The following is a 12,023-nucleotide window of genomic DNA, read 5'->3' as shown; positions in this document are numbered from 1 at the left end:
GCTGTCAGGCCGCTCCGATACTCTTGAGGACCGCGTCGCGCCGGCTTGCGACGTTTCTCTGATTGTCCGCGAACAAGGAACCGCCGTGCGAATCCATTCCGACCAGCAGCGGGCCGAAATTCCTGATGCGGAATCGCCACAGGCTTTCGGGGTGAAGATCGTCCAGGTCGACGTCCTCGATCTGCTCGATCCAGGTGGTTTCCAGTGCCGCGGCGCCGCCGACAATGGCCAGATAGGCGCCGCCCAATTCGCTGAACGCAGCCGATGTATCCGGTCCCATGCCGCCCTTGCCGATGATGATGCGAACGCCTTCGCGCGTCATCAACGGATGCGTGAACCGCTCCATGCGCTGCGACGTCGTGGTGCCGATGCAGAACGGCGTATAACCGGCCGGCGCCTCGGCCGAGACAGGCACCTTGTGGACGTTGGGCGCGGTGTGGATCACCGCATGGCCCTGCAGATCGAGCCTGGTGCGGCGGCCGCGATCGAACATATGAATGAGGGTGGCGTCGCGGATGCCGTACAGCGTCTTTTCCAAGGTTACGGTATCGCCGATCTTCAGCACGCGGGCCTGATCCGGCGTGATCGGCATTTCAAGCGTGTGGTGCGCCATAGTCATATCCTCAAGAGGAAAAGCTGATGCCGCCGGGCGTGATCGTCGCCCGCGCGCGGCGTGCCGAATGGCACTGGATATTCACCGCTACCGGATTTTGCGTGATATGGGTCGCGGCGACTTCGACATGAACCGCAAAGCTGGTCGAGCGCCCGCCAAGGCCTTGCGGACCGATGCCCAGTTCATTCACCGCGCGCGACAATTCGGTCTCGATTTTAGCCCCTTCATCGTCGGAGCAGACCGATCCCAAAGGACGGGTCGCAGCAATTTTGGCGAGGTGCATGCAGAGGTCCGAGGTGCCGCCGATCCCGACGCCGACGATGGTCGGCGGACAGACGCGGCCGCCGGACTCGATCACCCGGTCGATGACGAAACGCTTGACCGCGCCGACGCCGTCGGACGGCAGCAGCATTCGCAGGAATGAACCGTTCTCCGACCCTGAGCCCTTCGGAATCATCTCGATGGACACTGTTTCCGGTTCTTCGTCGAAATCGACATGGATGATCGGAACGCGGATGCCGCTCGAGGTCTGGTTGTTCTTGCGCGTAATCGGATGAACCACGGACGAGCGAAGCGAGCATTCCAGCGTAGCACGCTCGCAGCCCGCGCGGATCGCCCGCTTCATCATGGCGCCATCGAACTCGACATCGCGGCCGACCACGACGTTGTAAATCGGAATGCCGGTATCCTGACAAAGAATATTCTTGGTCCGCTCGGCGACCGCGATGTTCTCGATCATGGTGTCGAGGATGCTGCGGCCGGTCGCGTCGGTTTCGGTGCGAACCAGTTCCTTGAATCCGGCCTTTATGTCCGCGGGAAGCACTTTCAGCGCCTGCACATAAAGCGTTTTGCAGATTTCTTCGACTTCGTGCATATCGAGCTGCATGATTTCCTCCTAGATTCCGTTCAACAAGAATAACAACCCGACGGTGATCGAACAGGCCACGCAGATCGATACCACGATGGCGCTGCGCTCGCGCACGGCGAACAATTCGATGGCCAGCACGCGAAGGCCTAGCGCCATGTGCATGCCGAGCGCGGTGACCAGCCCCCATTCCGCGACTCGAACGAACGGGTTGTGGGTGACATCGAGAAAGCTCTGAAACGAACCAGCGCCGCCGAGAGCGGTCCCGAGCGCCGTGAAATGCAACGGCAGGAATATGGCCAAAGCGATGCCGGACAGGCGGTGCAGCATCGCCGCCAGGAATCCCGGTTTGAGGTGCGGATTGTAGATCATGTAAGATAAACCGCGAGCGCGGCCCTCCCGCCAAGAACCAGCAGCAGCACCGAAAAAGCCAGCATCGCGACATCCAGCGAACGATTACGCCATTTCACCCATTCACGGAGGATCGAGCGCAATCCGATCGGCGCATGGATGGCCGCAGCCAGCACGAAGACCAGATAGAAGCCCAGGAACCAGCGGTTGCCATGGGTGCGAGCCAGTATCTCGCCCGCCGTCAGCCCGCCTCGAATCGCATAGATGATCGTGACCAGATGAATGGTGACCGCGAACGCTAGGATGATGGCGGTGCCACGCTGCGCGAGATACAGGACCGGGTTCATCGCCGGCGTTTCCATGCCCGCACCGAGGTCGCGCGCTTCAAGCCCGCGATCGAAAACGTCGGCGACAGCACCTTCGGACAGAATTCGGTGCAGCTCATATGGCTGTGACAGGAATGGCAGCCGGCGTCCCCGGATACGGCCTCTAGACGCTGATCCTGGCCGCGATCGCGCACATCGTTGACGAGCGTCCACGCGCGATTGAGCGCGGCGGGACCGAGATAATCCTCATTCCATGACACGACGTCGCAGGCGGAATAGCAGATGCCGCAATTGATGCACTCGATGCCGGCATCGGCGGCCTGTCGCCCGGCGGAATCGGGCGCCACGACGGCGAAATCCTCGGGTGGATTCTGGCCGGGCTCGAAGTAACCGTGGGCGCGCCGCCATTTCTCGAAAAACGGCGCCATGTCGACGGCGAGATCCTTCACAATCGGCAGGTTGCGCAGCGGTTCCAACTGGATCGTGCCGGCTTCCAACTGGTCGACCCGGGTCCGGCAGGTCCAGCGGGGCCGCCCGTTCACGGTCATCGCGCACGAGCCGCACATGCCGACGCGGCAGGCGAACCGATACGACAGCGTCGCATCCTGCGTGCGCTGAATCTCCGTTACCACGTCCAGCACGGTCTGGTTGTCGCGCCGCGACAGTTCGAAGGTTTGAAACTCGCCGGTCCGGCCGCCGCGCCATACCTTCACCGTCATCGTATCTGCTCGATGCGATGCGGTGTTTTCAGTGCGGGCAGGAAGGGTCATGTCGTCAACTCGACCGTTATCGTTCTAGCTGCCGGGCGCGCCGTGGATGCCGCTGAAGAAGACGTCTTTCCAGTCACCGGTCCTGGTGGTTATAAGCCCCGCCCGATTCATGTAATCCAGATAGGTCAGGATCTTCTTCGGCGTGGTCGTCCATTCGTTCTGCGGATTCCTGATGATCTTTTCAGCGTCCGCCGCAGCGAGTTTGGAATTTTCCGCCTTGACCCAAATCACCGCCGCCGCCGCCGGATCGGCCTTGATGCGGGTCATGCTTTCCTCGAGCGCGTCGAGGAAGGCTTTCATGATTTTCGGATTTGCCGTCGCGAACTTCGAATTTGCCCACACCGTGTTGAAGGTGTGGGGTCCGCCGAGCACTTCGTAGCTGTCCAGCACCTTGTGCACGCGCGGGTCGGCCAGTTCCATCTCCTGAAATGGTGCCGATCCGAAATGCGAGTTGATCTCGGATTTCCCGCCCAGCATGGACGCCAGCGCATCGGGATGGCTCATCGAAACCGTGAACGCATCGAGCTTGCCCTCCCCACCTTTGCCAAAAACCTTCTCCGCGGCTATCTGCAGCGTGACCGCCTGGATCGAGGTCTTGACGCCGGGAAGGGCTATCTTGTCCTTTTCGGTATAATCCTTGATCGATTTGATGTTGGGATTGGTCGTGACCAGGTAAAGCGGCATTGAATTGAGCGCCGCCACGCCCTTCACCATCGCATTGGTCCGGGTTTTGCCCCAGATCGTCAGCAACGGCCCGACGCCGCCGGATGCGAAATCGAGGTTGCCCGACAGGATCGCGTCGTTCATCGGAGCGCCGGCGGACAGGCGCAGCCATTCGACCTTGATATCGAGCCCCTGCTTCTTCGCCTGTTGCTCGAACAGTTTTTGTTCTTCCATCAGCGTCAGCGGCAAATAGCCTAACCCGAACTGCTTTGCGATACGAACGGTATCCGCCTCGGCATGCGCCGCGCCACCGAGACCGGCGCTCATGAGGGCTACCGCTGTGATCAGTCGCACTGCCCTTTGAAGTCTCATTCCGTTCTCCTTGTCACGAATGCATGCCCCAGCGGCCGATTGTCTGGTTCTCAATGGTGCGGAAGATCACATTTTCGATCACGAGGCCGATGATGATCACCGTCAGCAGACCTGCGAACACGTTTGGAATATCCAGCGTGTTCTTGTTCTCGAAGATGAACCATCCCAATCCGCCCTGGCCGGAACTGACACCGAACACCAGTTCTGCGGCGATCAGCGTACGCCATGCGAATGCCCAACCGATCTTCAACCCGGTAAGAATACTGGGAAAGGCTGCCGGAATTAGGATTTTCCAGATGTAGCGCGGTCCCGAGAGGCCATAGTTTCGACCCACCATCTTTAGCGTATTGCTGACCGACAGAAAGCCCGAATGGGTGTTCAGCGCAATCGCCCATGTCACCGAATGCACCAGCACGAAAATCAGGCTGCCGTTGCCGAGCCCGAACCAGATCAGGGCCAGCGGCAGCAGCGCGATCGCCGGCAGCGGATTGAACATCGACGTCATGGTTTCGAGAAAATCCGTACCTACGCGCGACATGATCGCAAGCGCCGTCAGCAGGGCCGCGAGCACGACGCCGCAGGCATATCCCATCAGCAGCACCTTGATCGATGCCCAGGCGCGCGCCGGAAGCACTCCGCTGAGGATGGCATCGATGAAAGCCTTGACCGTTGCGCTGAACGTCGGAAACAGCAGATCGTTGTTCAACAAGCGCCCGTAGGCCTCCCAGATCAGCGCCAGCACCGCCAGGATCAACAGTTTGCGAAGCCAAACCTGATTGTAAATGCGCTCCAGCGTCGACAACGGCTTTTGCACCACGGCCATATGCGCGGTCTGGTCCGCATCGCGGACGATCTCGGGTCGCAGCGGCGTGATGATATCGTCGCCCGCGGCGGTCGCCCGCAGTTCAGACATTCTCCGCCTCCTCGATCTGGTCGGCGAACAGCATATGCTGAATGCGTTTTTCCAGTTCGATGGCGTCCTGGATATGCGCGCCGCTGTTCAACTCGGCCTTCACCCGCCCCGGATGGGGAGACAACAACAGAATTCGTGTTCCAATCTTGATGGCTTCGGGAATCGAATGCGTCACGAACAGCACGGTGAAGCGCGTCTCGTTCCACAACGCCAGCAGTTCGTCCTGCATCTTGCGGCGCGTCAGCGCGTCGAGCGCCGCGAAAGGCTCATCCATCAGCAGTATGTCGGGCTCCATCGCCATGCCCCGCGCGATCGCCACGCGCTGCTTCATGCCGCCCGACAGCGTATGCGGATAACTGTCGGCGAAGTTCGCCAGGTTGACTTTGTTGATGTAGTGCATCGCGCGATCCTCCACCTCGCGGGCCGACATCCGGCTGGAGGATTGCAGAGGAAACATCACGTTCTGCCGCACCGTCTTCCACGGCAGAAGCTGGTCGAACTCCTGGAAAACCATCATGCGATCGGGGCCCGGATGTTTGATCAGGTTCCCCTTGAGCCGGATTTCGCCTTCGGTCGGGGTCATGTAGCCGCCGACCGCCTTCAGCAGCGTCGATTTTCCACAGCCCGACGGTCCAAGCAGAATGAATCTCTCTCCTTCGAACACCTCGAAGTCGATTCTGTACGTGGCCGTCACCAGATGATCCGGCGTCTTGTATTGCAGCGTGACGCCTTTCACTTCGAGCAGCGGAGCGGTGATGTTCATCGGTTTCTCATCGGCGGATAACCGGAGCGGCCACGCTCTCGATCATGACGTTGATACAGGCTGGCTTGCGGCTTAGATAGGCGCGATCGAGCGCGTCGGTTAGATCTACCGCTTTCGAAACAAGCGCGCCGAATCCTCCGAGCGCCTCCGCCACGCGATCATAGCGCGACGGCAGCAGATCGCAATTCTTGGCGCGCTCCGCGCCGTATTGACGCAACTGTATCTGATATTCGGCATTCCAGCGCGCGTCGTTGCCGACCACGACGATGATCGGAAGATCATAACGCACCGCGGTGTCGAATTCGGCCATATGGAACCCAAAGCTACCGTCTCCCAGGACGGCAACCGCCGGACGGTCAGCGTGAACGAGCTTCGCGGCGATTGCAAACGGGATGGAGATTCCAATTGTGCCGGCGATGCCGTTTATGATTCGTCGATCCGCCGACACCAGCGCCTGTGCCCATTGCCCGATCTCGCCGCCATCGGAAACGAATGTCGCCCCTTTATGCTTTTTGAGGAAATCACCGACTGCCTTGCACATCTCGACGGGATGAATCCGGTCGCGGCCGGTCGCGCAAACCGATTTCCATTGCGGAGGTCGGTAACCGAGCATTGCGTTCACCCGCTCGCGCCAGATCGACGGTTTCGCGCGCGCCTCTGGATTGCGTTCGGCGAGGGTCTTGATCGCCGTTGCGGCGTCGGCGACCGCAGAAAGCAACAGCCGGTCACCCGTCACCTTCACCGCGCGCGCGATCAAGGCGGCGTCGGGGTCGATCACGATCCACCTGCAGGACGGCGACAAGGCCGGTGCTTCGCCGAACCGCAGCGTGAAATCGATCGGCTTTCCGATCAACACGACGAGATCGGCTTCGGCCAGGATTTGGGCGAACGCGCCGAGCCCGGGATCATTGATGCCGCGCGGGCTTTCCATTCCGATCACCGGAACATCGCGTGCGTCCGCCGCCTCCCGCATCATCGAACGGCCGCGCTCGGTACACATCGCCGGGCCGCAAATCACCAGCGGCCTGGCCGCCGCGCCGAGACAAGACACTACCGTGTCCGCAACCTCCGCCGGCAACGGCGAAGCGCCAGGCTGGATGTCGGCTTTGGTTATCCGGATTATCTGGTCATCGGGAATGGTCTGCTCCAGCAGATCAACCGGAAGGCTGATGTGGACGGGCCCTGGACGCCCCGCAGCCGCAAGTTCAAACGCCTTCGCGATATCCGAGCCCAACCTTGTTGCGGCGTTGGCGGTCCATGACGCTTTGGTCGCCGGGCGCGCGAGGTCAGCCTGCGCCATCTCCTGAAAGGCGCCACGACCTAGTTCACTGAGACCGGCATGTCCGGAAAGAAGTACCAGGGGCGATTCAGAGGCCAGCGCCGTATAGAGCGCTGCAACCGCGTTGCTATGGCCCTGCCCTCCGGTCACCAGCGCGATTCCGGGCTCACCGGTCAATCGCCCCCACGCATCGGCCATGTGCACGCAAGCGGCTTCATGCCGGACGTGGATCAACTCGATCCCGGTCGACAGCAGCGCGTCGAAAATCGGCATGATGTGGTTGCCGGACAGCGCGAAGATGCGCGTGACGCCCAGATCCTCCAGCGCCCCGGCGACGATGTCCGCTCCTTTCAACATGCGCCGTTCCACATCCTTGATGCTGCGATCTGGAAAAATGACATGGCTGCCGGGTACGGTAAAGAAACCATATGTCTAATTCGCGAGCGCGCCATCATGCGATCTTAAGCAGCCGGATCAGTGCGACGCTGATGGCGATGAGAACGAGAAGCGAGACCACGACCGCCACGGTGACGCGGGCCCCGACGCGGCCGACAACCCTTACATCAACCCCGAGCCCCAAAGCGGCCATCGATACCACCGTCAGCAGTTTTGCCGAAATCATGATCGGCCCCAATAGGGCGACCGGAATCAGTCCGAGCGAGCGGCACGTTGCGAGCACGAGAAAACCGATGATGAACCACGGAATGAGGAAAAACAGGCCGGGCTGCGGCGCGGGGGCGGAAACGTCAAGTCTCGAGCGCAACAGCGACAGCAACACAACCACCGGCCCGAGCATCAGGACGCGCACGAGTTTGACCAGCGTTCCCAGTTGCGCGCTGACGGCGCTGATCGGTACCGTCGCCGCGAGAACCTGGGGCACGGCATAGACGGTCAACCCGGCCAGCACGCCGTACTGCGTTTCCGACAGTGCCAGCAGCGGAATGAACAGCGGCAGTCCGAGCACGACGACGACGCCGAGAATCGCTGTGAATGCGATCGAGGAAGCGATTTCGTCGCTGTCGGCTCCGATCACCGGCGCCACCGCCGCGATAGCGGAATTGCCGCAGATCGAATTGCCGCAAGCAATCAAGATGGCAACGCGCTGCGGCAAGCCCAGCGCGCGGCTGGTGATGTAGCTTGCAGCCAGCGCCGCGACCACCGCCGCGACGATGCCAAGGAGCAGCGCCGGGCCGGACGTCACGATCGCGCCGAGGCTGAGCGATGCGCCGAGCAGCACGACGGCGATTTCGAGCAGGGTTTTGGCGCTGAACCAGATGCCCGCGTTCCAGATTCCGCCGGGCTGCCAAAAGCTGCGAATGGCGATGCCGAGCAGAATGGCGATCACCAGCGCTTCAATGTAGGGATGTCCGAAAGCCCGCTCCTCCCAGTTCTGCACGACCATCGAAATCACGGTGACGACGATGCAGAGCATCAGGCCTGGCACGATGGCCGTCAGATCCGCCGGCGCTGAAGCAGGGCGTTGCCGCCGACCGGCGCCGGCGTCGCCGCTTGCCGCGGCTTCTGCGTGTTGTCGGTCATCCATCAGCGGCAGCTGCGCCCGGCCCGCGAGTTTCTATGTCTTATATAAGACCTGGGGCGCGCCGCGGTCCAGCGCGAAATCACGCGGCTTGGAAAAAGATGCTCCGGCGCACCGGCGCAGTAACAGGAACGCCTATGAAACAACGCCAATATGGAGAGTTGTATCCTTGAACTAGCGCGGTTTTGGGGCATTTTGACGAGATGACATCGACGAACAATCCGAGCCGAAACCGAAGCGGTCCGCCGGCTCTCATAGAGCCGGATCTGGCGGCGTGGGCGGAGAAAATCACCATCGGTTCGACAAATGACCGGCGCGGCCTCTGGTACGGCGCGCTCGTATTCTGGCTCGTGGTGGCCTGCATTATTGCCGCACGCGTCGCGTTCCTGGACCCGGGCGGCATTCGCCCGGCCACCGCAACCTCGGCGATTCCGCCGGTGCTGGCCGGTAGTGCGCCGGACGTCATCCACGACGCTGAACTATAGCGGCCGCCGAATTTCATGCCCTCACCGAACCATCCACCATCACCTCGATCAGTTTCGCGCCCGGCCGGCCGAACGCCGACCTGAGTGCGCCCGCTACATCCTTTGCTTGCGTGATGCGGATCGCTTCAAGCCCGAGCGCAGTTGCGAGCCCGGAAAAATCCACCGGCGGGTCGACGAAATCCATGCCGACGAAATGGTCGTCCTTATGAAAGGCCAGCAGCCGTTGCTTGATGATCCGGTAGCCGCCGTTGTTCACGATCACCACCGTCAGCGGCACTTTGTGATGCGCCGCCGTCCATAAGGCCTGGATCGAGTACATGGCGCTGCCGTCGCCGGAGTAGCAAACCACCGGCCGATCGGGATTTGCCAGGCTGACGCCGACCGATGCCGGCAATCCCCAGCCGATCCCTCCCGAGGCGAGCCCGTGATAGCCATACCGATCGCGATGCGGACGCAATGCGGGCATGTAGCGTGACGACGTCAGCCCCTCGTCGACCAGGATGGCGTTCGCCGGCATCGCCTCGACGACCTGCAGCGCCAGCCAGTCGGGATCGATCGGGGAAGAATCGCGCCTGGCTGAGATTTGATCGATCAGTTTTGCCCGCTTCGCGGTCCAGTTGTTCGATGCCAGCGCGTCGATCCCGCGCTTGGCGCGCGCGTGAAGCGCCGAGCCGCCGGCGGTCTTGAGCGCGGGGATCAGCGCCCGCAGCGTTTGCTTGACATCGGCCTTTAAGGCGATTTCGGCCGGATAATTCTTGGCCAAGTCCCAATCGACCAGACCAATCTGCACGATCGATATTGCATCGGGCAACGGATCGACGTCGCTGTAGACCGACATCCTCAAGGGATCGCTTCCGAGCACGATCATCAGATCATGGGGATTTAAAATCTCGCGAACCTGCGGTTGCACGCGCGGCAGCGCGCCCATGAAGCACGGGCTTTCCGACAGGAAATGCGAACCGTAAGGCGCGGTCTGCTGCCAGGCCGGACAACCGAGTGCCGCCGCAAATTCGGCGGTTTCATTGAGCGCGTCGCTTTTGACGATCTCGTCGCCGACGATGATGACGGGACGCTGGGCCTCGAGGATGCGCAGAACCACCGCCTGCAGCGACTCATCGGACGGCTTTACGCGCGTATCGATGCGGGTCGAGCGGCCGAGCTCCAGCGCTGCATCCGAATTCAGGATGTCTCCGGGGAGCGAGATGAAAACCGGTCCGGTCGGCGGCGTGGTCGCGACTTTGGCGGCGCGGCGCACGATGCGCGGCAGATCCTCCAGCCGCGTGACTTCGACCGCCCACTTCACCAACGGCTCGGCGATCCGAACCAGCGGATCGTAAAGCACGGGTTCCATCAGTCCGTGACCCTGCTCCTGCTGACCGGCGGTGAGGATCATCGGCGTGCCGGTGAATTTCGCGTTGTACAACGCGCCCATGGCGTTGCCCAGTCCGGGTGCGACGTGAACGTTGCAGGCGACGAGACGCCCCGAAGCCCGGCTGAATCCATCCGCGATGGCGACCACGAGGCTTTCCTGCATCGCCATCACGTAAGTGAGGTCGGGATGCTCCTTCAGCGCGTGCATGATCGGCAGTTCGGTCGTTCCCGGATTACCGAACAGATGGGTGATCCCCTCGTCCTTGAGCAAAGCGAGGAACGCCGATCGTCCAGTGATGCGATTTGCCGCCGGCCTGATCTCCTTGTTCATGTCACCACCATGCGTTTGGGCTCGACGATCTCGAACATCCGCGGAAACTCGTTCATTAGTGTCATCCGTTCGCGGAATTCATCGGATTTAACGCCAGTACCTATCCCGACGGCCTGAAGATGACGCGATCCCGCGAGGAGCCGATGACGGCGAGATAGGCGGCCTTGGCATCCGACAGCGAATACACCGCGTTGGGCGAGATCGGGTATGGCTTGAGATGGCCGCTGGCAAATCCTGCAAGCGCCCCGCGCAACAGATCGCCGCTGGCGATCGACGAAAATGCTAACGTATCGATGCCGACATAGGTGTGCCGGCCGCGATAAAATTCCAGGATGTTGAATTCGACTACCGGGTTAACCGCAGCGATCAGGATTTGCCGGCCGGCCAATGCAAGCGAGCGATGCGCCGCCTGGAAATACGGATCGCCGACGGTATTGAATACGATGTCGGCGCCCTTGCCGCCGGTGAGCGCGCGGACGCGCGCAACCACATCGGTCACGGCGGAATTGATCACGTCGACAGGTCCGTTGGCATGACCTTCGTAAGCTTCATCCTTGCGCACGACGCCGATCACCCTGGCGCCGCGCCAGGTTGCAAGCTGCGCCGCCGCCTGGCCGACCTTTCCGTTCAGCCCCATGATCAGAACGGTATCTTGCGCGGTAGGCAGACCGGCGCGGCGAAATCCCTCGATCGCCGTCACGAACGGCACGCCGATCCCGGCGGCTTCCTCCATCGTGATCGCAGCGGGCTTTTCAACCAGCGCTGCGGTTTCGACAACCAAGCGGGTGGCGTGGGACCCGTCGCGGCGGATTCCAAGATCGCCGGACGAGCCGAATACCTCGCGGCCGAGCCATTCGGGTGGACCGTCGATGACGACGCCGGCAAAATCACGCCCCGGCGTGCGCGGGAAAACCGCGTAGGACATCAACCCGGTGGCGGCCTTGACGTCGGACGGATTGACGCCGGCGGCTTTAACCTCCACGACCACGTCGCCCGGCCCGGGCTTCAGCACGCAGGTCTCGATCGCGGCGTCGAACGATGTGACGTCGGCGGCCTTGGCGTTCAGCCGCAGCGCGGTTGCTTCGATTGCTTTATTCATTCCACCTGCTGCTCGCTTCGAAGGGCTCCCATGCAGGTATCCGATCAGGCCGCGCGCGGCAACAGACAGGGCGGGTGCGACGGTCCTTGCGGCATATGACGCAGGAGGTGTTGCGGCCGTGCCCCTAACGCAGCGCGGCGCGGCCTGCAAACGAGTTGGTCGTCATTACCGGGCTCGACCCGGCAATCCATCCGTCTTGGCAAAACCTTTTCGAAGCGCGATGGATACGCGTCAAGCCCGCGGTTGACGCAGCGTGTGTTGCGGCGTGTTGCAATATCGCGCTCC

13 protein-coding genes are annotated in these 12,023 nt (G+C 61.8%); 1 reads left to right on the top strand and 12 read right to left on the bottom strand.

Features of this window, described 5'->3' with window-relative positions; all coding sequences use genetic code 11:
• Positions 1-4: 4 nt before the first annotated feature.
• From ACFE72_RS04660 to ACFE72_RS04615, 10 genes are all read right to left on the bottom strand, one after another.
• Positions 5-613, bottom strand: a complete 609-nt coding sequence (locus ACFE72_RS04660; RefSeq protein WP_375411895.1) for a fumarate hydratase C-terminal domain-containing protein — start codon at positions 611-613, stop codon at positions 5-7.
• 10 nt (positions 614-623) lie between these two features.
• Positions 624-1,499: a fumarate hydratase gene (locus tag ACFE72_RS04655; RefSeq protein ID WP_375411894.1), complete on the bottom strand. Its 876-nt coding sequence runs from the start codon at positions 1,497-1,499 to the stop codon at positions 624-626.
• A 9-nt stretch (positions 1,500-1,508) separates the two neighbouring features.
• The gene (locus ACFE72_RS04650; RefSeq protein ID WP_375411893.1) at positions 1,509-1,850 is read right to left on the bottom strand and encodes a succinate dehydrogenase; all 342 of its coding nucleotides are present in this window, start codon (positions 1,848-1,850) and stop codon (positions 1,509-1,511) included.
• Complete coding sequence (locus ACFE72_RS04645) at positions 1,847-2,191, bottom strand: succinate dehydrogenase (RefSeq protein ID WP_375411892.1); 345 nt, start codon at positions 2,189-2,191, stop codon at positions 1,847-1,849. The genes ACFE72_RS04650 and ACFE72_RS04645 overlap by 4 nt, the downstream gene beginning before the upstream one ends.
• A complete protein-coding gene (locus tag ACFE72_RS04640) occupies positions 2,173-2,874 on the bottom strand; it encodes a succinate dehydrogenase/fumarate reductase iron-sulfur subunit (protein ID WP_375411891.1) in 702 nt (233 codons plus the stop codon). Before ACFE72_RS04640 ends, ACFE72_RS04645 begins: the two co-directional genes overlap by 19 nt.
• Before the next feature lie 75 nt (positions 2,875-2,949).
• Positions 2,950-3,960, bottom strand: coding sequence for an ABC transporter substrate-binding protein (locus ACFE72_RS04635; RefSeq protein WP_375411890.1), 1,011 nt, complete (start codon positions 3,958-3,960; stop codon positions 2,950-2,952).
• 13 nt (positions 3,961-3,973) lie between these two features.
• Positions 3,974-4,873: an ABC transporter permease gene (locus tag ACFE72_RS04630; protein ID WP_375411889.1), complete on the bottom strand. Its 900-nt coding sequence runs from the start codon at positions 4,871-4,873 to the stop codon at positions 3,974-3,976.
• Positions 4,866-5,636 (bottom strand): ABC transporter ATP-binding protein, encoded by a 771-nt coding sequence (locus tag ACFE72_RS04625; protein WP_375411888.1) that lies wholly within the window; start codon positions 5,634-5,636, stop codon positions 4,866-4,868. Before ACFE72_RS04625 ends, ACFE72_RS04630 begins: the two co-directional genes overlap by 8 nt.
• Before the next feature lie 7 nt (positions 5,637-5,643).
• Entirely contained in the window at positions 5,644-7,272 is a 1,629-nt protein-coding gene (locus ACFE72_RS04620) for a thiamine pyrophosphate-binding protein (protein ID WP_375411887.1), read from the bottom strand.
• A 94-nt stretch (positions 7,273-7,366) separates the two neighbouring features.
• Positions 7,367-8,458 carry a YeiH family protein gene (locus ACFE72_RS04615; protein ID WP_375411886.1) on the bottom strand — a complete coding sequence of 364 codons (1,092 nt, stop codon included), beginning with the start codon at positions 8,456-8,458 and terminating at the stop codon, positions 7,367-7,369.
• A 179-nt stretch (positions 8,459-8,637) separates the two neighbouring features.
• Between ACFE72_RS04615 and ACFE72_RS04610 the strand changes: the two genes are divergently transcribed.
• Entirely contained in the window at positions 8,638-8,937 is a 300-nt protein-coding gene (locus ACFE72_RS04610) for a hypothetical protein (protein ID WP_375411885.1), read from the top strand.
• A 13-nt stretch (positions 8,938-8,950) separates the two neighbouring features.
• Here the strand turns inward: ACFE72_RS04610 and ACFE72_RS04605 are convergent, their stop codons facing one another.
• A complete protein-coding gene (locus ACFE72_RS04605; protein WP_375411884.1) occupies positions 8,951-10,639 on the bottom strand; it encodes a thiamine pyrophosphate-binding protein in 1,689 nt (562 codons plus the stop codon).
• 100 nt (positions 10,640-10,739) lie between these two features.
• Entirely contained in the window at positions 10,740-11,738 is a 999-nt protein-coding gene (locus tag ACFE72_RS04600) for a zinc-binding alcohol dehydrogenase family protein (protein ID WP_375411883.1), read from the bottom strand.
• Between the last annotated feature and the right edge of the window lie 285 nt (positions 11,739-12,023).

Source organism: uncultured Bradyrhizobium sp. (assembly GCF_964252615.1).
Classification (GTDB): Bacteria; Pseudomonadota; Alphaproteobacteria; order Rhizobiales; family Xanthobacteraceae; genus Bradyrhizobium.
The sequence above is the reverse complement of the archived record's forward strand: the minus strand, read 5'-3'. Positions and strand labels throughout refer to the sequence as shown.